Consider the following 21281-nt stretch of genomic DNA (forward strand, 5'->3'; position numbering starts at 1 on the left):
CATAAAAATAGCTTTCTCTCCTTATACGAAATCATCTGTTCGTACAGGGGTGAGAAAGCTTGTTGCCATTCACGGTACCACCCTGGTCCATCGCTTCTAGTGCACGCGACCTTAGCAGAAACATTTAAGTGTTTCAATTTTTGATAACGAGTATATATTGATACTCGGCTGCTCTTACTAATGCAGTTCAGAACAACACTCGGAGGGGATAGAAGGGTTCAGGCGTATTACTGGTTTCCAGCGTTCCCAGCTCTCTGTCAATACGATTTCCTGTCCTTGCGCCTCTTCATAGATTTATATAATTAGATTTTTAATACCCCGCCTGTATTGGCAGAGGTGACAAGTTTTGCATAACGGGCCAGATATCCTTTCTGAATTTTAGGAGAAGGTTTGATCCAGTGCTTTCTTCTCTCTTCCAGGATTTTCTCTGACACTTCCAAGCATAGTGTTCTCTCTACAAGATTAATTGTAATAAGGTCTCCATCGTGTACGAGAGCGATAGGCCCACCTTCAGCAGCCTCTGGTGAGACATGGCCGATTGATACCCCTCTTGAAGCCCCTGAGAATCGACCATCTGTAATCAGGGCGACTTGAGTATCGAGCCCACGTCCAGCGATTGCGGCTGTCGGAGCGAGCATCTCGGGCATACCTGGCCCACCTTTTGGACCTTCATACCTTATTACAACCACGTGTCCTGCTTGAACTTCTCCAGATTCAATCCCCTTCAGGGCATCGTCTTGTGATTCATAAACGATAGCTGACCCGACAAAGCTTTTAATGTTCGGGTCGACAGCTCCAACTTTAATGACCCCCCCATCAGGGGCGAGATTTCCAAACAAGATGGAGAGTCCACCGACCTGACTATGGGCGGTCTCCTTACTACGTATCACATCTGAATTGAGAGCCTGCGCCTCTTTCACATTTTCGTATAATGTTTTTCCAGTGACTGTGATGCGCTCAGGATGAACCACTCCCTCCATCTCACATAGCTCTTTGATGATAGCGCTCACCCCACCGGCATTATGGACGTCCTGCATTGAATAATTCGAGGCTGGACTGATTTTCGAGAGATAGGGTGTGCGTTTGGCTATCTCATTGATTCGGTTCAGGTCATAATCGATTTCAGCTTCATGGGCTATGGCCAATGTATGTAATACGGTGTTTGTTGAACCTCCCATCGCCATGTCGAGTGCAAATGCATCGTCTATGGTCTCCTTTGTAATGATATCTCTAGGTTTTATATCGTTTTTGATGAGATCGATAAGATGCTCCGCTGCATCGTAGATCAACTGATGTCTCTCTTTTGAAGTCGCGACTAGAGTTCCGTTTCCAGGAAGAGCAACTCCCAACATCTCCATAAGCGAGTTCATGGAGTTGGCTGTAAACATTCCTGAGCAGGATCCACAGGTTGGGCAAGCATTTTTTTCGATGTCTAGTAATTCTTCCTGTGTCATCCGCCCAGATTGATAGGCGCCGACACCTTCAAAAACAGATGCCAGCGACAGAGGTTGTCCTGTACTGGACACGCCAGCTTCCATGGGTCCCCCCGAGACGAAGACGGAAGGCACGTTTGTACGTACAGCTGCCATGAGCATGCCAGGCGTGATCTTATCGCAATTTGGGATATAAAATACTCCATCGAACCAATGGGCATTGATGACTGTCTCCGCTGAATCTGCAATCAATTCTCTGCTTGGCAGGGAATAACGCATTCCAATATGTCCCATGGCGATACCATCATCGACTCCGATTGTATTGAACTCGAATGGAATACCACCCGCTGCTCGAATGGCGTCTTTTACCACGTCTGCAAATTGACGCAGATGCATGTGACCGGGAATGATATCGATATAGGAATTACATACGCCGATAAACGGCTTATCTAAATCTTTGAGCTTGACACCTGTCGCATATAAGAGGCTTCGATGTGGCGCACGGTCTACGCCTTTTTTGATCATGTCACTGCGCAAAGCCTGTCACCTCAACTTGTGGGAGCGTATTGTCATGTGCTGGATACACCTTTGTTCCGTCTGTTGTAACGGTCTTTCGGAATTCTTTCAGGAGCTTCTTTGTGAGTTCCCCAGGTGTGCCGTCCCCAATTGTCCTGCCGTCGACCTTTACGACCGAGATGACCTCGGCGGCTGTTCCGGTTAGAAACATCTCATCGGCAACGTATACGTCATGTCTTGTGAATACCTGTTCTCTGACCGGGAATCCTAATCCACTTGCGATTTCCATCACAGCATTTCGTGTAATACCTTCTAAAGCACCAACATATCCAGGTGGGGTCAAGATTTCTCCGTTTTTGATGATAAACACGTTGTCGGCTGAGCCCTCAGCCACGTATCCTTGATCGTTCAACATCAAGGCCTCACTAACCCCAGCTAAATTTGCTTCGATCCGTACCAAAATATTATTTAGATAGTTAAGTGACTTGACCTTGGGAGAAAGGACATCTGAGCGATTTCTCCGAGTGGCAACCGTGACAATCTCGATTCCCGTCTCGTAGAGAGCCTTTGGAAACAGCGAGAGCTGTTCTGCAATGATGATGACCTGTGGTCTTCTACAGGATGATGGGTCGAGACCTAAATTACCCACACCCCTCGAAACGACGATACGAATATAGGCGTCATTTAGTTGATTACGTTTTAATGTTTCAACGGTTAGTTCGGACAGCTCTTCTTTAGTGAAAGGGACTGACAACATGATTGATTTGGCTGAGTCGTAAAGGCGATCAATGTGTTCATCTAATCGAAATACATTTCCCTCGTAAGCTCGAATCCCTTCAAAAACACCATCACCATACAAAAAGCCATGGTCGTAAACAGAAACTAAAGCGTCCTTCTTATTTACAAATCTGTCGTTCAAGTAAATCAATTGCTCCGTCATTTTTATACCTCTTTTCTTGATTTTTGGAGAAAATTTTCTATCTTGAAATAATAAATTTTGAAAATAAAAAAACTCGCCCCTAAAGAAGGGACGAGTTTAGCTCGCGATACCACCCTAGTTCCGTTCATGGACAAATCCATTTACGACACTCAATCAACGTACAATCATACGCGTTCCTTGTAACGGGGGACGGCCCGACAATGCTTACTTCAAAAGTTCGGCATTGCATCTAGGAGATGATTTTCGGATAAGCTCTGAACACCGGCTCGCACCAAGTACCGGTTCTCTGTGGATCAGGGAGACTTATCTTACTCTTCTCGTCAGCGATTTTCTATTCCAAATTTTATTAATACTAAAACTATCAGCAAATTTTTTTTTTGTCAAACACTTTTTTTGTTTTGTATGAAAAACTTTGCTCATCACTCACTAGTCATATATCTTTTCAATGGCAAATTATCTTTCTAATTCTTGCTCCTGGTATCTCAGAACTCTAAGCTTTCTTAAACGCTAACCTTCAAACGGAGGTATAGATTCTCATCAACATGTCCATTCTAGAATCAGATAGTGGTGTAGGAGGGATATTTAAAAATGTTCAAGAAGCCTATAAAGTTACTATTCGATAAAGAACAGATGAAAGAAACACAGGACATGACCAAAAAAAAAGAGCAATCTACTGAGGCCTCAACGGTTCATGAGAGTTTAATTCCTTCCTTAGGCAAAGAACTAGAACAGCAAGTAACCGCCGCATTACACAGTCCTGCTGAGCTAGTTGTGAAAAATATAGCTCCTAATCTCACACTAATTTATATGGATGACTTAGTAGACGTCCGTACCTTAACTGATCAAATCTTAAGAGACCTATATAAAGAGGTCTATTTATCCCCAGAAAGTCTAAAACAACGATTAATAATACCCAAAGTAGACTTATCCTCAACTATGGAAGAAGCTGTCATGGCTATACTCAATGGGTCTGTACTTATCCATGTTGAGGGCCATTCTATCGTCTTACTCGGGAATATATCAACAAGAGAGTCGAGATCTTTGTCGGCACCAGAAAATGAATCCCAAGTAATCGGTTCACAAGTTGCTTTCAATGAAAGTCTTTCGACAAATGCATCTCTTGTACGAAGGTACATCATCAACGCCGACCTCTGTAAAGAAAACTATAAGGTCGGAAATAGAACCAATACCACGGTAGCTCTCATGTACATAAAAGGGATTGCCTCCGAAGAGATGGTTCAAACAGTTCAGCAGCGTATTGAGGATCTCGATGTAGATGCGATGATCGACAGTACGGTTCTGGCTCAACTGATCGATGACAACTCGTTATCCCCTTTCCCACAGTTTCTTATGACTGAACGACCGGATCGGTTTTGCGAAGGTTTGTTAAATGGGAAGCTAGGGATTTTAGTCGATGGAAGCTCATTGGCCATTATCTGCCCGCAATCCTTTACTGAATTCTTCCAAAGTAGGGAAGATCAAAATCTGCGATGGCCAATAGCTACGTTTCTAAGACTATTAAGAATTAGTGCGGTTTTCTTATCAATCTTTTTGACCCCTCTATATGTTGCGTCATTGACATTTCACTATGAGGTCATACCTCGATCATTGTTAGTTCCTTTAAGTGAATCTAGGGCTCTCGTTCCCTTTCCACCTATTATTGAGGCGTTATTATTAGAATTGATTATTGAACTTCTGAGAGAGGCTGGTGCACGTCTACCGACTAAAGTTGGACAAACCATCGGTATCGTTGGAGGTATAGTAATAGGGACCGCTGCTGTACAAGCTGGGATTACAAGTAATATATTGATCATCATTGTTGCATTAAGTGCACTTGCCTCCTTTACTAGTCCAAGTTACACGATGGGGAATGTGATTCGGTTGATACGATTTCCAATCATCTTGTTAGCGGGTTTCTGGGGTTTCTTTGGTGTCATGTTAGCATTTTGTTTTGTTCTTGTTCATCTACTTCGTCAGTCGAGTCTAGGGGCCCCTTATACGGCTCCATTTTATCCTCCCCGCCTTGTAGATTGGCGTGATAGCCTTGTCAGACTGCCTTTACCATTCACCAACAAGAGACCGACAATAACACGTACAAAGGACCAAACAAAATACGATTCTGAACCTATCAATCCAGAGAAAAATAGAACTGAAGGTGATTGAGTGAAAAACACCTTGCACATCAGTCCAAAAGAGACCATTAACGCATTTTTGTTATTCTTTGTCATTCACACGAATCAGGTCGCTGTCGGGATACATGGGTTTCAACGGCTCATCTTCGAAGATGCCAAGCACGATGCATGGATATCGGTCATTCTGGCAGGATTGCTCACGCACATCGTTGCTGTTTTCATGCTAAAGACACTCGAGATTTATGGAACGCAGGATTTGTATGGTATCCATCTTGATTTGTTTGGACAGTGGATAGGCAATTTTATAAATGCTCTTTATGTTCTGTATTGTTCAGCAGCCTTTTTTACAATCTTACAAAATTACATTGAAGTGATTCAGACCTGGGTATTCCACGATTTGAATTTTAAGTTTATTGCAGCTTCGATACTGTTGCTGGTATGTTATGCCTTCCTTGGAGGCATCCGAGTCATTATAGGCGTTACGTTTTTTAGTTTTGTCTTCGCAATATGGTTGTTTCCCATGTTAAGTTTTCCTCTACAATATACAGAATTCAGGGATGTCCTTCCCTTTTTAGAAAATGACTTCTTAGATATTTTAAAAGGTGTACATTCGATGACGCTGACGATAGTCGGTTTTGAAATCCTGAACATCATTTATCCGTATGTAAAAGAAAAAAAGAAGGTTAGTAAATTTCTTCATTTGGGGCTCCTGGTAACCACTCTGATGTATTTGTCAGTCATGTTGGTCTCAATAACCTTTTTCAGTGAAGGTCAACTGAATAAGACCATATGGGCGACACTATCACTTTTCGGTGTATTAAAGCTCCCGTTTATTGAAAGGACTGAACTGATTGCAGTTTGCTATTGGTTATTGATTATCTTACCTAATCTATGTTTGTATCTGTGGGCAGCTCATCGTGGTATTACACGCATTGTAAAAGTAAGTGCATCAAAGTTTGCTTGGGCATTTATTAGTACAATCTTTATCGGTTGTATTTTAGTTGAAAGCCGTACTCAAATAAACTCACTCAATACTTACTTCTCTCAAGTAGCATTTTACATCGTTTTTGTCTATCCGATCTTCTTATTTTTAATAGCGTTAATTAAAAAGAAATTTACAGCAAAAAGGAGAAACCTTAATGAGGAAGGTTAAGTCTTTGATACTCTCACTACTAATCTTATTAAGTTTAACGGGCTGTGCAGAGCAAAAGCGCCTTGAGAAAGTGGGGCTTATCATGCTGGTTGGCTACGACTTGGGCGAGGAAAGCAGTTTGTCGACTACGGCTGTAGTCCGTCAAGTAAGTCCTGAGTTTGAAAGCAACATTGAAATAATTTCGGCAGAAAATGAAACTAGTAAAGGGACCCGAGCAATCATGAACCGAAAGACATCGAAGAAGCTTGTAGAAGGGCAGTTGAGAGTAGTCCTTTACGGTGATGAATTAGCTAATCAAGGAATTGGTAATACGTTGAATGGACTTACGAGAGATTCAGACATCAGTGGTGGGATATTTATGGCAGTGGTAGAAGGGGAAACAAAAAAAATTCTTGAATCGAGTTACAAAGATATAGGTGATATAGGGCAACATATTTACAAGCTTTTAGAACAAAACATGGAAGAAGAATTGATTATTTCATCCACGCTCCATGAAGTATCTCATGACTACCATTCTATAGGAAAAGATATTTCGATGCCAATACTTTCGAGAGAAGGAGAATCAATTACTATTTCGGGGATGGCGCTTTTTAATAAAGGAGAGATGGTTGGAGAACTACCGGCTACTGATAGTTTTTATTTAAAACTAGTCAGAGATCATTACGATTCGGGAACGTTTGAAACCCAGATATCAACCGAAGATTTAGAGGAGACAGAAATGGAGGGTCTGCCTAGTGAACTCTCTGTGGTACTAGCTACAATCAAGTCTAAAGAAAAGTTAGAACTCACTAATTATGAAGTACCAGAGTTTAATCTAGATATTAGTTTAAATGCAAGGATATTAGAATTAAATGCAGAAATCGACCTAGGAGATCCTAATAAAGTTGTCATGATAGAAAAGGCTATTAGCAAAAGCCTTTCTAGTGAAGTTTCAAGAGTGATTCGATATTGTCAAGATATGAACTCGGATGTATTTGGGTTGGGCCAACAATACAGAAGCTCCGTAAAAAACTCAGAATTGACTGAGGATAAGTGGAAAGAAATGTACCAACAGGCAAAAGTCAATGTTCATGTAGACTTAAACATCCTCCGAACTGGAACCTTAGATTGAACTAACTAGATAAGGTCTACTTCTTTGTCATAGTGCTTGTCAGCTTACTATCCCTATATATAAACACAAATAAGGATTACACAGAAAAGTAACATCAAAAATCCATCATTCAAGTTGCTACACTAGTGTCGCTGAGAGCCTGGAGGCTCTCGGTCTCATTGAGCTGTGCGAATACAAGCAGTCTTAAAAATGATTCGAAATGCAGCTTCTTTGTAAAGTAATTTAACTGATGGGTCTCGATCAGTTCTTCAAGTTTTTTCGAAAAAATTGGTGAGAGCCATTGTTCAAATGATGTTTTGCGTGTATACTTATCCATGCGATTGTCCTTTATTTTGGATTTGGATGGTTTACTACCCGAATCCATTATAAAGGATTTTTTTATGCTTGAATTAGATGACAGAGGATTCTGTTTACTTATAGGTGTTTAGTTAATTTAATGCGACAGTAGTGATAGATAATAAATGTAAAGAGTTAGTTATTTTCGATGAGTTAATCAATAGGGGTTTTTCGGAACTCATTGAATATGAAACTTTATTAAAATCTAATTTATGAAAAGCTGATAGTGGAATAGTTTTGTTGCGCCTTATAGCTTTATCTTCTAAAAATTTTTGTGAGTAGCTAGACCTGATGTGCTGATTGCGCAGTTCTTTCATTCATTAGTGGATATCCATTTTTTAAGAAATACTTTCCTCATCACGTAGATTCAAGTATAGGGAAATGTTTAAACTGGTATAGAAATACGACATTGATCCGGTGAATCAAATTGAGCGAGCAAAAAGGATAAAGATATACCCATAACTACAGTAAGACCCTAGAGTCTACCGAAGTCTTGATTAAACCTAGACCTCGTTAGACCCTAGGGTTATTTTAATACATCAATTAATATAATCTGAATAATGAGTTGTAAAAAACAACAGAGTATAATAAAATTACCTAAAGTTAAATCATAGTATATCAATAGGAATAATAAATTAATGTGAGGGTGTGATTATAGGTATGGGAGATGCACCGTTTTTATCGGTAGAAGAAATTTCAAAGGCTTTTCACTCTGACCAAGTACTGAACCAGGTTCTTGACTCCATTTCATTCACTATCCAACGGGGAGAGACTATTGCTCTGTTGGGAGAGAGTGGATGTGGGAAAAGTACCCTTCTAAATATTATTGGAGGATTTGAAAGACCAGATCAAGGCCTTGTGAAGCTGCAGAATGAGTCCATTACAAAACCTAGCCGAAAAGCAATCATGCTTTTTCAGCACTACGGATTGCTTCCGTGGAAATCCGCGTTAAAAAATGTGGAATTCGGTCTCGAAAGTTCTTCTCTATCAGCCAAAGAACGAGCAGAAAGAGCACGCCATTATCTCGACCTGGTAGGTCTTTCAGGCAAGAGTCAAATGTTTCCCCATGAAGTGTCAGGCGGTATGAAACAACGTATCGCGATAGCGAGGGCACTTGCACCACAGCCCGAACTGATCTTGATGGACGAACCATTTGCTGCGTTGGATACATTTAATCGATACCATCTGCAAGATCAATTACTCAACATACAAGCCAAGGAACAAACTACTATCGTGTTGGTGACTCACGACATTGATGAAGCTATCTATCTAGCTGATCGCATCTTTATTATGCATTCCAATCCAGGTCGTATTCACCATGAGATCCATGTTGAACTGTCGAAACCTCGCGATCGAAGTCATCCGGATTTTTATACATACCGCAAACAAATTTTGGATGAATTCCATTTCAGCCGACAGGAATCGGCCATAGAATTTCATATTTGACCAATGACTAAACACAATAAGGAGAATCCGATGAAAAAATCATTCACATTACTAATCACACTACTTTTGGTATTTGCCCTGGTCCTCACGGCTTGCGGTACGGAGAATAGCTCATCCTCTGGTTCAGACGATGAAAAACGCGTTGTCAAAATAGGGTATTTACCTATAACTCATGCTGTACCGTTGTACATCGAAAAAGAGCTGGAAGACTATAAAAATTTCGAATTGGAATTAGTGAAGTTTGGTTCATGGCCTGAGTTGATGGATGCCTTGAATACAGGCCGTATTGATGGGGCTTCTGTCCTCGTCACACTAGCGATGAAAGCAAAAGAGCAGGGAATCGATCTTAAAGCAGTAGCACTGGGACATCGTGACGGCAATGTATTTGTTACAGACCCTTCAATCGATACAGCTCAGGACTTGAAAGGAAAGAACTTTGCTATACCTCATAAATTTTCTACGCATAATGTTTTGCTGTACCAAATGCTACAGCAAAACCAGATGGCGTATGAAGATGTGAATGTTATCGAACTACCACCAGCAGAGATGCCAGCGGCTCTTGCTGAGGGTCGTATTGCAGGCTACGTGGTGGCTGAGCCATTTGGTGCTATTTCCGTCTCGCTTGAAAAGGGCAAAGTCCTGTATCAGGATCAGGATGTCTGGGAGAACTCCATCGATTGTACTCTTGTGCTGCGTAATGATTTCATTCAAAACGAGAAAGAGGTCGCTCAGGAGTTCGTCAATTACTATGTGGCTGCTGGCGAAGTGGCAGAAGCAAAAGATGAACATACACATGAAATGTCATCAAAATATATGAACGTCGAAGAAGAGGTTTTGGATTTATCATTTGAGTGGATCGCGTATGATGATCTGGTGATTCGAGAAGAGGAGTATGAAGCATTACGTGCAAGTCTTATGGAAATGGGGCTTATGGACAATCCACCAAGTTACACTGATTTTGTAGACCACTCATTATTAGATGAAGCGATGTGACGACAAATGAAACTAAAATTTTTAGCGCCGGCAGGGATTGGCTTTATACTCCTCATCGCTGTGTGGCAAATGGTCTATACTTTTGGCGATTACGATGCTGTGTTGTTCCCACCGCCAATAGCAGTGGGTGCAGCCATTTTGAGTCTCATACAAGACGGTACACTGATCACACACATTCAAGTTAGCCTCTATCGCTTCCTGCTAGGATATTTATCTGCTGTTGTTATTGCTGTCGGTCTAGGACTCCTATTGGGAAGACTACCACTGGTTTGGAGCATACTCGACCCGATTGCCCAAGTGATTCGACCTGTATCTCCCATCGCCTGGTCCCCATTTATTGTCCTATGGTTTGGAATCGGGGATATTCCAGCCATCGTCATCATCTTTATTGCTGCCTTTTTCCCTGTTCTGCTGTCAACAGTTGGGGCAGTCCGTAAAGTAGATGCCAGTTATCTAAAGGTGGCTGAGAATTTTGAGGTGAAAGGGGTTCAACTCCTTTTTAAGGTGATCTTCCCTGCAGCCTTTCCATTCATTGCGAATGGACTGCATATAGCAGTGGGAACAGCGTGGATATTCTTAGTAGCTGGTGAAATGGTCGGGGCACAATCTGGACTTGGATATCTCATTGTGGATGCGCGAAATTCCATGCGGCTAGACTTTGTAATGGCGGGAATCGTATTTATAGGGGTCTTAGGTTTGCTTTTAGATAAGGTGGTAGGGTTATTCGAAAGATGGATCAATAGACAATGGGGTATTCGTGCCACATGAAAAAATAGAGCATCCCTGCTCTACTCTGTTACTTCATCTTTCAAAACAGTCGTTTCGAGCTGTGTTACATTTTCTTCGCAATGGGGACAATAATATGCAATCTCCACTTCATGTTGACAAGTAGTATGGACCAGCTTTTTATAGCAAGGGTCCAGGTGTTCGCTCCCCCATAGAACCATGGCATTAAACACGGGTTCTAGTGCCTTCCCGCTTTCTGTGAGAGCGTATTCGTATCGAGGTGGATGTTCCGAATAAAGAGATGAACGGACGAGTCCCGATTTTTCTAAGTGCTTCAATCGGTCAGAAAGTATATTCGATGAGATTCCTAGCAATTGTTTTTTTAAATCATTGAACGTCTTTGTGCCGACCAAGATCTCATGGAGAACGAGTAACGTCCAGCGGTCCCCAATCAAGTTTAAAGTCTGTGCTATATTGCAAGGCAAATTGTATCGTGTTTCGCGCATGTTATGCTCCCTCCATTATCACTTATTTAATCATATCGAAAATTTTGATACAACTGAGTTGTTTTTTATTACCTAGTCATTTAAAATAATCTTTAATCGATATCCCACTTAAATGGTTGGATTTTGAATCCAGAGGAGGAATTTCAATGACCACTTTATATCTAGTCGAATCTGTTTTTAATGGCACTATCAAGGACAAGGAATCATTCGAGCAAAAAGTAGAAGCTGTTCGTGACGAGATTGGCACTCAAGGTGCTGGTTTGATCGAAGTTCAGGTAGCAAAAGATTTATCACGTGCTTTTTTCATTATCGAAGCTGAAGAACGCAATTTAGTGAATGAATCATTACGCAAACTAGAAGTTCCGGTCACTCTAATCAAACCGGTTCGACTGGTCGGTACGGAACTAGAAGAAGTGAAAAAACAGGCGGACACGGTAAATTATTTGGTAGAGTGGAACCTTCCAGAGAACCTTACAATGGATGCTTACTTAGAAAGAAAATCGAAAAACTCGGTTCACTATGATGAGGTCCCTGAAGTGAAGTTCTCCCGCACATATGTGTGTGAGGATATGACGAAATGTCTATGCTTCTATGATTCTCCTGATGAATCAACCGTTAAGAAGGCGCGTGAGGCTGTAATGGCACCGATTGATACATTGACTGAACTATCGTAAGAATGGAAATGGGGGAGTTCCTGTGGCACACACAGACCGTTTGCAAGAGCTGATTGCTGAAAAATTAAAGCCACATGTGAAGAGAATCGATACAGAGGCGTATTATGCATCTGACTTTTTAAAAAGTTTAGGTCAAAATGGGTTCCTCGATTCTTCTGAAGGTATTCCCTATTCACGTGAGGTGATGATGGTAGAGGAGATTGCGAAGGTATGTATGACCACGGCATTTAATTTTTGGTGCCATTTGGCTGCGATGACCTACATCCGCCAAAGTACAAACCTTCATCTGAAGGAACACCTACTGCCACAATTTGAAAACGGCTCAATATTAGGTGCCACAGGGCTCTCAAACCCGATGAAATATTATGCAGGACTTGAAAAGCTACATTTGCGGGCGAAGAAGGTGGACGGCGGTTATATCATTTCAGGGAAGTTACCTTCAGTCTCGAACCTAGGGGACGACCACTGGTTTGGAATAGTGGCCGAAGTGGATGACACGAGACGCATCATGGCTATTGTTCCCTGCCGAACAGAGGGCTTGTCTCTAAAGGGAAAAGCGGAGTATTTGGGAGTCAACGGTAGTGCTACTTTTGCTTGTTCGTTTGAAGAGGTTTGGATTCCGGACAATTGGATTGTGGCCGAAGATGCTGACGTATTCATCCCTATAATCCGACCTGCATTTGTTCTTTATCAAATTCCCTTAGGATTTGGGGTCACGAGAGGATCCATTGACTCGATTCTCCAAGTCTGCAATAAACAGATGGGGTGTAATAGTTACTTGCCGATCCAGTCTGAAGAACTTGAGGAACAATTGGTTACGCTAAAAGAAAGCGTCTACGACATAGCAAAAGCCGGTCCTAGTGTTGGGGATTGGGAAGAGTTACTCAAGCTAAGGCTTGATGCCACATATTTGGCAGCCAAAGCTACTCACGGTACGATGTTGCATCAAGGAGGGGCAGGTTATTTAATGTCAAGTGGTCCGTCACGAAGATTGCGTGAGTCTTATTTCTTGTTAAACCTGACTCCTACCGTAAAACATTTAGAAAAACTACTTCACTCAAACTGATTCTGAAGAAGGCAGCTAGTAGTCATTCAATAGGTATATTCAAAGGCAAAGAACTCTTTACAAAGTTCTTTGCCTTTTTTGTGAGGTAAATCGAAAAGAGTAGAACTGGAATGATGTGGCCATTGAAAACCCGTAGGTTTTTCAGTGGCCTGAAGGATGGTTATGAGCAACGATGATACTGTGGGCATGGTTCATTATTGCTGTTTTAAAGACTTCTCGAGGATGGATGATGCTGGCACCTAAAGACCCTGTATGACAGCGGAGTACGAGAATGATCTGGTTCTTTGCATTTAAACAGATGACAAGAAATACTTCACGGATTTCATCGCTGATCAAGGCTTGAATAAACTTGAGGGCATCAGTTGCATCCGTTTTCTTCTCTGGTAGATAACTTTTATAAAACTCTTCGATTTCTTTGATATCCTGTTTGATTCGTGTGATCTCCGTCATCTATCTGCTTACCTTACTCGTCTACCGGAACAAGTACGGTGGCTAAATGAAAAATAATATTCGAGACCTCCGAAAATCCGCCAAACTGTCCCAAGAGGAGTTGGCCAAACTCTGTAGAGTCTCCAGATCGACCATCAACGCCATTGAAAATGATAAATACAACCCGACCTTGCAGCTAGCATTTGATATCGCATAGGTATTGGAGACCACTGTAGATGAGTTATTTACGAGTCAGAAGGAATAACGACAGAACCTGAATCGTCTTAGTATGATTGAAGGCTACTTTGCAGCTGAAGAATCATACCTATCAAGAATTATTGGGAGAAGACAAGGAAAAAAATTTAGAAATCGACGTTGATTGAGAGGTATAAGATGAAATGAATACTTCAATAATGTTGCATTTTCCTGATGTAGACAACCCAAACAACTTTAGAAATATTTCAAAATCCAACTAGCCAGATCCTAGGTTTCTATTTTACTAAGTGTCAATTATCAAAAAGTAGAGCAATTAAATAATCAAGCGGTTTACTTCCTGTTCTCGGAATTAGAGGAATCTAGTGTCTACGTCGAACAATCAGTAAATGGAATCAATCGTATAGAATCATATTTGAGTGGTAGATACTCAATACAGAGGGAAGCAGGACAAGATTTAATTTATGCTTAAATCTAAAGTAGGATTAGAGATTTAAGAATGAAGATTTTATATAGCCTAATTAAAAATTACTACAAAAACATACAAGCAATAGTGGCACAAACCTTGGTCGAGGTTTGTGCCACTATTGTTCGTATATCTTAATTCTTTTTATCTATTTTATTTTTATAATTTCCCTATCCTACAACAACTCATCACGCACCATTTGCAAAATATCACTGTCAGCACTTAATATATCATCTTTAGCACGAAGTGAAATCTGTTCTGCCGCTGCTTGTGCTTTTCGGATTTCTTCTTTCTCATTTACCGTTAAAATCACTCGGTTTTCCATCACGATGTTTCCATCAATGATAACCGTTTCGACTTCGTCACCTCGTGCTGAATACACGAGGTTTGGAACAATATTCCGGATAGGTGTTGTTAAAACTGGGAAAAATGTAGGTGCGGACAAATCTAGTAAGACTACATCCGCTTTTTTTCCTGCTTTTAACGACCCAACTTGGTCGTCAATTCCCATCACTTTAGCCGCTTCGATTGTTGCCATTCGAAGTGACTGTGTGGCATTAAATACTTTTGGGTCTTTATATTTCACTTTGTTTAAAATGGCTGCCATTTTCATCTCATTGATCATATTATTACAGTTGTTCCCTGGAGCTTGGTCAGACCCAAGACAAGCTGTTCCCCCTGCGTCCAAAAACTTCTGAACGGGTGGAACCATACCATCTATAATACCTATACTGCCTGCACAGTATATTAACTTCGCTCCACTTTTTGCAACAACTTCCGTTTCTTTATCCGTTGCCTCTGTTAAATGTACAGCGATAAGCCGTTCGTTTAATAGGCCTTGTTCTTCTAGAAATTCAATCGTTCGCATACCATACCGTTTTTCGATTTGTAGTACTTCACGGTCGCCTTGCGCAACGTGCATATGCAATTTTGTATCTAATCTTTCTGCATGCACTTGAATTTCTTTTAATAGCTCCAAGCTCATCATATCCGGACCGTGGGGACCAAGGATAACTGTAATACGTCCATTTTCGGTATTATGATGTTCCTCATATAAATCTAGATTTCGTTGAAGCTTTGCTTGGCCAATAGAAGAATCGAACGGATATAACTCTCCTACTGGCAAATCTCCAATATTATCTGGTATCTCGTTTATTAGTTCGGCAAGCCTTGCCCGCGCCCCAATCTTTTTATAATTGTGTACAAGTAAATCCATACGCCCATCGTAATCGCAGAAGGTGGTCGTTCCAGCCTTCAAGCCTTCTATAATGTTGACCATGGATCCAGCAACACTTTCTTCCGGACGTAAATGTTTCTGGAACGGCCATAAACCTTTTTGCATCCAGTTTGACATGTCTTGCGCCACACCGCGGAAAATACTGATGCCCGTATGAATATGAGCATCTATTAATCCTGGCATGATTAATTTGTGGGTCGCATCAATCATCCGTTCCGCTTTATAATTAGATAAGATTTCGGTCGATTCGCCAACTGCTTCTATTACATTTCCTTTTATAGCTATTGCTCCATTTTCAATAAACCCAACACCTTTTCCTTCCATTGTCAGAAGATGCCCATTATGAATAATTATATCAACCTTCAACATACATAATCATTTCCTTCCTACCTATAGTAAGAGACCACTTGCTACTCCAAAAGTACACTTGAATTTCTTCCTTTTATTCTACGATTCAATAAGTACAACGCTACTACTAGAACGATTGCTGTTACACTTATTCCAACAAATCCATTTTGCGTAAGCCCTGAGGAAAGAAATCCAATTGCGGACGCGGTTGCAATAACTAAAGCGTATGGCAATTGTGTGCGCACATGTTCAATATGATCAGCAGCCGCACCTGTAGAAGACATGATGGTTGTATCGGAAATAGGTGAACAATGATCTCCAAACAACCCACCACTAATTACAGCTCCAATCGCTAAAGCTAAGTTGATATCCATAGAAGCAGCCATTGGAACAGCTATTGGAATCATAATTGCGAACACACCCCAAGAACTTCCCGTCGCAAATGCAATCAATGCACCGATGATGAAAATAATGAATGGAACCATGAATACCGGCAAGTAGTTTCCAACAAATTCCGTAATATACGTACCTAAGCCCATAGTAGATGCAATAGAACCAATCGACCATGCCATGACTAAGATAAGTGGCACTATCATCAGCTTCAAAATACCATTCGTTAATTCATCGAAGAGATAAATTAAGGATGTTTTATATTTCAATTTTGCATAGACAATTCCGCCAACTGCACCTGCTATGAATCCACAAATGATGGACAACACAATATTAGAGTTTAAAAAAGCATCCCGAAATCCATTCTCCCCAAGATTACCTGTCCAAAAAATAACGGTAAAAATAGTCCCCATTAATAAACCCATAGGAATCAAAAAGCTAAAAATATCTGCTTTTGTGTTGGACACCATCATCTCTTCTTCAATAGACTCATCTATCATTAGCCTATCGTCTTTCCCATAGAGCTCCCCAGTTTCCACTGCCCGCATTTCTGCTTTATACATCGGACCGATATCTAAATTCATATTCACTACAAATAGCACACCAATCATCGCGAACAGACCATATAAATTATAGGGAATCATTTGGATAAACAATGACCATGGATTATCACTTAGACCAAGCGCAGCCAGTTGTGTAGCAATAAGTCCAGTAATAAAAGGTCCATAACTACTTATTGGTGACATAGCTGCAAGTGGACTTCCCATGGAATCCAAAATATAAGCCAATTTTACACGAGATACTTTTAACTTATCTGCGATAGGACGAGTAACAGTACCCAAGATTAGAACTGGCTCTGTATATGAAAACAGAAAAGAGCTTCCCCATATGAAGTTTTGCGCTTTCTTACGTGTATTCACCTTTTTCGTAGCCACTTCGGCAAACGCACGCGCACCACCCGTAACACGAAGAATATTAACAAATCCTCCTGCCAACGTAACAAGCAAGAGTAATCCTGCATTCCATGGATCTGCAATTGATGGAATCACAACATCCGTAATTGAATATGTAAAACCAACAAACGGATTCCAGCTACTAATAATTGTAGAACCCAACCAAACGCCTATGAATAAAGATAAGACTGTCTGTCTAGTAACGATAGCTATGACAATTGCAAGAACCGGTGGTAATAACGACAATATTCCATACTCCATTTTCTCTTCCCCCTTATGAATCTATTTAATTGGTAATGCTTTGAATTAGCCTTTGAATATGATCTTTCGTAAGGAAAACTGCTCTTTCTACATCTCTCGCTTTTACTGCCTCTAAAATTAGTTCGTGTTCTACAATATGATGTGCATCCCTTAACTTAGTAGCAATTGTAGGAAACTTCTCTTCGAGTCTTAATTCTTCATGTAATAAAAGTTTTAATACAGAGTTAAGAAAGCGATTACGTGAAAGTGTACATAATACTTGGTGAAAGTTGATTGGGAGTAATTCAGAATCTCCCCCTATCCTCACACACTCTTTATGTTGCTTTACCGAATCTTCTAACCGACCGATTTCTTCAACAGACGCATTTTCAATGACTGATTTAATGACCTCTGATTCGATGAGTATACGAACATTCAGTAAATCAATTATGTCTTGCGCATTCTCGGAATCAGTCGCTTTTTTCATTTCAGCTTCAATCTTTAATCTTTCAAAATCATTTTGCATGACTTCGAGTTGCCGTTGTCCGTGTATTGTAAGAATTCTTCCTTGTGAGGATACTAACTCTGTCCACCCAAGCCCATCTAACTCTTTTAACAATCTACCAACAGAAGCCAGACTAATCGAATCACCTAGTTTCTCCATCTTTTCTTTCATAATCCATGATCCAATTGGCTTTTCTGAATCAGAAAGACACTGTAGAGCAATAAAATAATGAAAATCAGATTCACTAGAAAACAGTTCTTTACTCATCATTATTCTTCGCACCTCCTCCTCAACGATGAGTAGCTATTGAAATTATAATTTATTCAAGTAGTCAAAACAATAGATATTTTCAGAATTGATATTTTATGTTTTCTGTGGTGTAGATTATATATTAGTTCCATTCTTAAAAAAAGATTCCTAAATACTTCTTCTACATCGCAATTTTTAAAGCCTCATATCTAAAATCTGCTCTGTATAGCACCTCCAAAAAATCACCTCTTCCTGGTTTGGAAATTTGATATAGCTGAAAAACAAGCATAAAGAAAAAGATGTTACACCCAAATACATGCTATCGTTTCAAGAGGAATTCTTGAAACACTTCTCCAAAACCGAAAAACGGCAAAATTAGAAGGTGTCGAAACAACTGGACAAGCACATAAATCGTCTTATACTTCGTTCGCCAATGTTGTTAAGATTATATGATTTATAGCGGAGTAAGTAGGCTTGCTATATTGAAGTTTTGAATTCGCATTTAATGATATACCACTTGTATGCTCGATTATTTTTATAAAATTGAACCTGGAATGAAACGGTACTCGTCTAATAGCAGAATAGGAAGAAGGTTGAAAGAGAGGGCAGCAGAATGGACAGAGAAGAGAAAGATTTCGTATTGGAAAAAGTAATGATTGAATACGGAGATGAGTTAGTACGGCTGACATTTTCATATGTGAATGATGCTGAATTAGCTAAGGACATGGTTCAAAATACGTTTATCAAATGTTATAAACACCTTGATACGTTCCGTCATGATGCACAGATGAAGACATGGCTTTACCGAATTGCGATTAACGAATGCAAAGATTATTTAAAAAGCTGGAATTATAAAATGGTACAAGTTAAAAGCTTTATAAGCGAAACGACAAGCTCCATATTACCGTCAGCAGAAAAATCCATGATGCATCAATACGATAATAAGCAATTGAAAGAGACGGTATTTTCTCTTCCCAAAAAATATCGAGAAGTTGTTTATCTCTACTATTATGATTCTTTAAAAACAGAAGAAATCGCCGAAGTTTTAATGATTTCGGTGAATACCGTTAAAACCAGATTAAGAAGAGCGAAACAGCGATTAGAGGTTATGTTGGAGGAGGCTGAATTAAATGAAAGATGACAAAACAAAGTACATATTCACTGATGCTGCCACTGAGGAATTGACATTTATGAAGAAAGACCGTGAAGAAGTGTTTCGGAAAATCCGCCAATTGGAGAACAAGAAGGTACAAACGAAGGCTATTTCATTGCTTTCTATTTCCAAAAAATTTGCTCCACTAACAATTTCATTGCTTATGGTTGGCCTGAGCCTGTTTTTATTCTTACCAGCAATCCTCCAAAGTATGAATACCGAAACTAACGGAACCGCCTCGGTAGCAGAAATGTCTCAACAAAAAGAGGAAGAGGAGTATTTTACGGCCCTGTTTTCTATAAAAGATGAAGAGAATAGAATTCCTCTCAATCTTTTATTTACGTACAATCAAAAGAAAAAGAAAATGAACATTTTGTCCATTATGCGTGATACGTATACGGAAATTCCAAATCACAGCGACACAGATTCCTATAAAAAACTATCCCATGCATACCTGAATGGTATAGAAGGAGCTGAAAGTGTAAAAGTTGCAGTTTCTAACCTATTCGATTTGCCGATTGATTACTATGCTGTCATGGATTTAGAAACCTTTTCAGCGGCAGTCGATTCGGTGGATGGAATTGATTATGACTTGAAAGAGGATGTAACAGTAAGAGCTATATCGCAAGTGGCGTTCGATTTAAAAAAGGGCAACCAAAATTTAAACGGAGAAGAAGTTATAGCGTTATTGATGGATGCTACAGAGGGTAAAAGCTTGAGGGAGGAAGATCAATTAAACCTCATTCATGCAGTCATAGATCAAACAATTAACGTATTAACAGATACTCAATTGAAACAAGTTACTGCAAAAATGGAAGGTAATATTCCAATTGACCAATTGGACAGGAGTGAAATGGAACAGGTCTCTATCCACACGTTATCCTTAAGTGATGGAATGAAAAATACGATGATTGATGAAACTTTCTATATAGAATTTGATAAAGAGTTTTTACATGAAGTATCAAAAGAATTAACAACATTCGAGTAGAATTTTTAGTTAGATCGAATCGGCGATTTAAGAAAAGATGAATGGAAGTTCCGGAAATCTGTATGGAAGGGAAAGTTGGAAATGAAGGTAAATGAGTATGCCTATAATTAAACACGATATTTTTATCAATGCACCTATCCACATTTGTTTTGATCTTGCGAGAAACGTAGATGTACACACAGAAACAACGAGGAAAACAAAGGAAAGAGCGATTGATGGTGTCACAACGGGACTGATGGAAAATGGCGATACAGTTACTTGGGAAGCGACCCATCTCGGAGTAAGACAAAAATTAACTGCTCAGATCATAGAGATGGAAAAGCCCTATCGATTTACAGATGTGATGGTAAAGGGAGCCTTCCACTCCTTTACACATACACATGAGTTTATAGAAAGCGGCGCCGGAACAATCATGAAAGACACGTTCACCTATACATCACCTTTTGGCATAGTGGGTGTAATGGCGGATCGATTATTTTTAGAAAGCTATTTGCAGAATTTCATTGCGCAGCGAGCAAGAGAATTAAAAAGAATAGCTGAGAAAAAGTGATTGAACATTCGGTTTTCAACGATAGCACCTTGTCCCTAAGCGTTCTGCAACTGAAATTCTTTTACTTTCTCAACAGCTAGTAGAAGCAAATCTCTTCTCTTGGTGGCGCCAGGTTCTAACTTTGCAACCATATGAAGTGCTGTCTCGAAGTTGAAAATGACGGGACCGGATTTTTCAAAGTCAAATGAGTACGGGAGAAGCTCATGCACGTTTACTCAGTACCACACAGTATAGGAATCAGTCGATGGCTTCACGCCTAAATGCCACTTTACGTCACCCAACAACAAAAGGTGTTAGAAAAGCACCAAGTCAACGAACCAACGGAAATATTTATGTTGAAGATCCAGAAAATAATAATGCTTGGGCTGTATTACCAGAATTTTTGTTTATTGATAATGCAACTGATATACCAAAGCTTAAATCTTCAACTTATCGACAGTATGCTGCTGAAGCGATAGCAACAGGTATAGATAACTTCGCAGCAACACTACCTCCAATTAATTAATATACCAAACGGTTAGGGATGAT

General features: G+C 40.1%; 21 protein-coding genes, 1 pseudogene and 1 other annotated feature. Of the genes and pseudogenes, 14 read left to right on the forward strand and 8 right to left on the reverse strand.

The features are described 5' to 3' along the window. Positions 1-302: 302 nt before the first annotated feature. Both ilvD and ilvE read right to left on the reverse strand, forming a co-directional pair. Complete coding sequence (ilvD, locus tag ACFO0S_RS02030; protein WP_378139642.1) at positions 303-1970, reverse strand: dihydroxy-acid dehydratase; 1668 nt, start codon at positions 1968-1970, stop codon at positions 303-305. Further along, positions 1960-2889, reverse strand: a complete 930-nt coding sequence (gene ilvE, locus ACFO0S_RS02035) for a branched-chain-amino-acid transaminase (RefSeq protein ID WP_378139644.1) — start codon at positions 2887-2889, stop codon at positions 1960-1962. Before ilvE ends, ilvD begins: the two co-directional genes overlap by 11 nt. Positions 2890-2972: 83 nt before the next feature. Further along, positions 2973-3222, reverse strand: a binding site (T-box leader). A gap of 255 nt (positions 3223-3477) precedes the next feature. Here ilvE and ACFO0S_RS02040 point away from each other — a divergent pair. The 3 genes from ACFO0S_RS02040 to ACFO0S_RS02050 are packed head-to-tail and all read left to right on the forward strand — an operon-like array spanning position 3478 to position 7285. After that, on the forward strand, positions 3478-5052 hold the full coding sequence (locus ACFO0S_RS02040; protein ID WP_378139646.1) for a spore germination protein: 1575 nt from the start codon (positions 3478-3480) through the stop codon (positions 5050-5052). After that, the gene (locus tag ACFO0S_RS02045) at positions 5053-6174 is read left to right on the forward strand and encodes a GerAB/ArcD/ProY family transporter (RefSeq protein ID WP_378139648.1); all 1122 of its coding nucleotides are present in this window, start codon (positions 5053-5055) and stop codon (positions 6172-6174) included. Then, a complete protein-coding gene (locus ACFO0S_RS02050; RefSeq protein ID WP_378139650.1) occupies positions 6161-7285 on the forward strand; it encodes a Ger(x)C family spore germination protein in 1125 nt (374 codons plus the stop codon). The genes ACFO0S_RS02045 and ACFO0S_RS02050 overlap by 14 nt, the downstream gene beginning before the upstream one ends. Positions 7286-7409: 124 nt before the next feature. Here ACFO0S_RS02050 and ACFO0S_RS02055 read toward each other — a convergent pair. Further along, positions 7410-7601: pseudogene (locus ACFO0S_RS02055) on the reverse strand (DUF4372 domain-containing protein); the annotation flags it as partial. A 680-nt stretch (positions 7602-8281) separates the two neighbouring features. Between ACFO0S_RS02055 and ACFO0S_RS02060 the strand changes: the two are divergent. The 3 genes from ACFO0S_RS02060 to ACFO0S_RS02070 are packed head-to-tail and all read left to right on the forward strand — an operon-like array spanning position 8282 to position 10828. Next, positions 8282-9067: an ABC transporter ATP-binding protein gene (locus ACFO0S_RS02060; protein WP_378139652.1), complete on the forward strand. Its 786-nt coding sequence runs from the start codon at positions 8282-8284 to the stop codon at positions 9065-9067. Between the two features lie 30 nt (positions 9068-9097). Next, on the forward strand, positions 9098-10060 hold the full coding sequence (locus ACFO0S_RS02065) for an ABC transporter substrate-binding protein (protein WP_378139654.1): 963 nt from the start codon (positions 9098-9100) through the stop codon (positions 10058-10060). A gap of 6 nt (positions 10061-10066) precedes the next feature. Further along, a complete protein-coding gene (locus ACFO0S_RS02070) occupies positions 10067-10828 on the forward strand; it encodes an ABC transporter permease (RefSeq protein ID WP_378139656.1) in 762 nt (253 codons plus the stop codon). 20 nt (positions 10829-10848) lie between these two features. Here ACFO0S_RS02070 and ACFO0S_RS02075 read toward each other — a convergent pair whose 3' ends face one another. After that, entirely contained in the window at positions 10849-11292 is a 444-nt protein-coding gene (locus ACFO0S_RS02075) for a winged helix-turn-helix transcriptional regulator (RefSeq protein ID WP_378139658.1), read from the reverse strand. A gap of 146 nt (positions 11293-11438) precedes the next feature. Between ACFO0S_RS02075 and ACFO0S_RS02080 the strand changes: the two genes are divergently transcribed. Next, entirely contained in the window at positions 11439-11966 is a 528-nt protein-coding gene (locus tag ACFO0S_RS02080) for a DUF4242 domain-containing protein (protein WP_378139660.1), read from the forward strand. 22 nt (positions 11967-11988) lie between these two features. Then, the gene (locus ACFO0S_RS02085; RefSeq protein WP_378139662.1) at positions 11989-13032 is read left to right on the forward strand and encodes an acyl-CoA dehydrogenase family protein; all 1044 of its coding nucleotides are present in this window, start codon (positions 11989-11991) and stop codon (positions 13030-13032) included. A gap of 141 nt (positions 13033-13173) precedes the next feature. On the opposite strand, the gene ACFO0S_RS02090 is transcribed toward ACFO0S_RS02085, so the two are convergent. Next, a complete protein-coding gene (locus ACFO0S_RS02090; RefSeq protein WP_378139664.1) occupies positions 13174-13482 on the reverse strand; it encodes a JAB domain-containing protein in 309 nt (102 codons plus the stop codon). Positions 13483-13528: 46 nt separating this feature from the next. Between ACFO0S_RS02090 and ACFO0S_RS02095 the strand changes: the two genes are divergently transcribed. Next, on the forward strand, positions 13529-13678 hold the full coding sequence (locus tag ACFO0S_RS02095) for a helix-turn-helix transcriptional regulator (protein WP_378139666.1): 150 nt from the start codon (positions 13529-13531) through the stop codon (positions 13676-13678). 637 nt (positions 13679-14315) lie between these two features. Here the strand turns inward: ACFO0S_RS02095 and ACFO0S_RS02100 are convergent. The 3 genes from ACFO0S_RS02100 to ACFO0S_RS02110 are packed head-to-tail and all read right to left on the reverse strand — an operon-like array spanning position 14316 to position 18083. Further along, positions 14316-15746 carry an amidohydrolase family protein gene (locus ACFO0S_RS02100; protein WP_378139668.1) on the reverse strand — a complete coding sequence of 477 codons (1431 nt, stop codon included), beginning with the start codon at positions 15744-15746 and terminating at the stop codon, positions 14316-14318. A 41-nt stretch (positions 15747-15787) separates the two neighbouring features. After that, positions 15788-17329, reverse strand: coding sequence for a Na+/H+ antiporter NhaC family protein (locus ACFO0S_RS02105; RefSeq protein WP_378139670.1), 1542 nt, complete (start codon positions 17327-17329; stop codon positions 15788-15790). A 25-nt stretch (positions 17330-17354) separates the two neighbouring features. Beyond that, positions 17355-18083: an FCD domain-containing protein gene (locus ACFO0S_RS02110; RefSeq protein WP_378139672.1), complete on the reverse strand. Its 729-nt coding sequence runs from the start codon at positions 18081-18083 to the stop codon at positions 17355-17357. 291 nt (positions 18084-18374) lie between these two features. On the opposite strand from ACFO0S_RS02110, the gene ACFO0S_RS02115 reads away from it, so the two are divergent. From ACFO0S_RS02115 to ACFO0S_RS02135, 5 genes are all read left to right on the forward strand, one after another. Further along, entirely contained in the window at positions 18375-18515 is a 141-nt protein-coding gene (locus tag ACFO0S_RS02115) for a metallopeptidase TldD-related protein (protein WP_378140393.1), read from the forward strand. A gap of 160 nt (positions 18516-18675) precedes the next feature. Further along, positions 18676-19203, forward strand: a complete 528-nt coding sequence (locus ACFO0S_RS02120) for a sigma-70 family RNA polymerase sigma factor (RefSeq protein WP_378139674.1) — start codon at positions 18676-18678, stop codon at positions 19201-19203. Beyond that, positions 19193-20203: an LCP family protein gene (locus ACFO0S_RS02125; protein WP_378139676.1), complete on the forward strand. Its 1011-nt coding sequence runs from the start codon at positions 19193-19195 to the stop codon at positions 20201-20203. Before ACFO0S_RS02120 ends, ACFO0S_RS02125 begins: the two co-directional genes overlap by 11 nt. A 97-nt stretch (positions 20204-20300) precedes the next feature. Beyond that, on the forward strand, positions 20301-20753 hold the full coding sequence (locus ACFO0S_RS02130) for an SRPBCC family protein (RefSeq protein ID WP_378139678.1): 453 nt from the start codon (positions 20301-20303) through the stop codon (positions 20751-20753). 184 nt (positions 20754-20937) lie between these two features. Then, positions 20938-21258, forward strand: a complete 321-nt coding sequence (locus ACFO0S_RS02135; protein WP_378139680.1) for an N-acetylmuramoyl-L-alanine amidase — start codon at positions 20938-20940, stop codon at positions 21256-21258. Positions 21259-21281 lie beyond the last annotated feature (23 nt).

Source organism: Chryseomicrobium palamuruense, from assembly GCF_042649045.1.
GTDB classification, from domain to species: Bacteria; Bacillota; Bacilli; order Bacillales_A; family Planococcaceae; genus Chryseomicrobium; species Chryseomicrobium palamuruense.

Excerpts from the sequence above, each read along its gene's own strand:
- ACFO0S_RS02105 (WP_378139670.1), bottom strand. The coding sequence starts at position 17,329 with ATGGAGTATGGAATATTGTCGTTATTACCACCGGTTCTTGCAATTGTC.
- ACFO0S_RS02135 (WP_378139680.1), top strand. The coding sequence starts at position 20,938 with ATGAGTACGGGAGAAGCTCATGCACGTTTACTCAGTACCACACAGTAT.
- ACFO0S_RS02095 (WP_378139666.1), top strand. The coding sequence starts at position 13,529 with ATGAAAAATAATATTCGAGACCTCCGAAAATCCGCCAAACTGTCCCAA.
- ACFO0S_RS02075 (WP_378139658.1), bottom strand. The coding sequence starts at position 11,292 with ATGCGCGAAACACGATACAATTTGCCTTGCAATATAGCACAGACTTTA.
- ilvE (WP_378139644.1), bottom strand. The coding sequence starts at position 2,889 with ATGACGGAGCAATTGATTTACTTGAACGACAGATTTGTAAATAAGAAG.
- ACFO0S_RS02125 (WP_378139676.1), top strand. The coding sequence starts at position 19,193 with ATGAAAGATGACAAAACAAAGTACATATTCACTGATGCTGCCACTGAG.
- ACFO0S_RS02050 (WP_378139650.1), top strand. The coding sequence starts at position 6,161 with ATGAGGAAGGTTAAGTCTTTGATACTCTCACTACTAATCTTATTAAGT.
- ACFO0S_RS02070 (WP_378139656.1), top strand. The coding sequence starts at position 10,067 with ATGAAACTAAAATTTTTAGCGCCGGCAGGGATTGGCTTTATACTCCTC.
- ACFO0S_RS02090 (WP_378139664.1), bottom strand. The coding sequence starts at position 13,482 with ATGACGGAGATCACACGAATCAAACAGGATATCAAAGAAATCGAAGAG.
- ACFO0S_RS02110 (WP_378139672.1), bottom strand. The coding sequence starts at position 18,083 with ATGATGAGTAAAGAACTGTTTTCTAGTGAATCTGATTTTCATTATTTT.
- ACFO0S_RS02120 (WP_378139674.1), top strand. The coding sequence starts at position 18,676 with ATGGACAGAGAAGAGAAAGATTTCGTATTGGAAAAAGTAATGATTGAA.
- ACFO0S_RS02040 (WP_378139646.1), top strand. The coding sequence starts at position 3,478 with ATGTTCAAGAAGCCTATAAAGTTACTATTCGATAAAGAACAGATGAAA.
- ACFO0S_RS02100 (WP_378139668.1), bottom strand. The coding sequence starts at position 15,746 with ATGTTGAAGGTTGATATAATTATTCATAATGGGCATCTTCTGACAATG.
- ACFO0S_RS02065 (WP_378139654.1), top strand. The coding sequence starts at position 9,098 with ATGAAAAAATCATTCACATTACTAATCACACTACTTTTGGTATTTGCC.
- ACFO0S_RS02130 (WP_378139678.1), top strand. The coding sequence starts at position 20,301 with ATGCCTATAATTAAACACGATATTTTTATCAATGCACCTATCCACATT.
- ACFO0S_RS02080 (WP_378139660.1), top strand. The coding sequence starts at position 11,439 with ATGACCACTTTATATCTAGTCGAATCTGTTTTTAATGGCACTATCAAG.
- ACFO0S_RS02060 (WP_378139652.1), top strand. The coding sequence starts at position 8,282 with ATGGGAGATGCACCGTTTTTATCGGTAGAAGAAATTTCAAAGGCTTTT.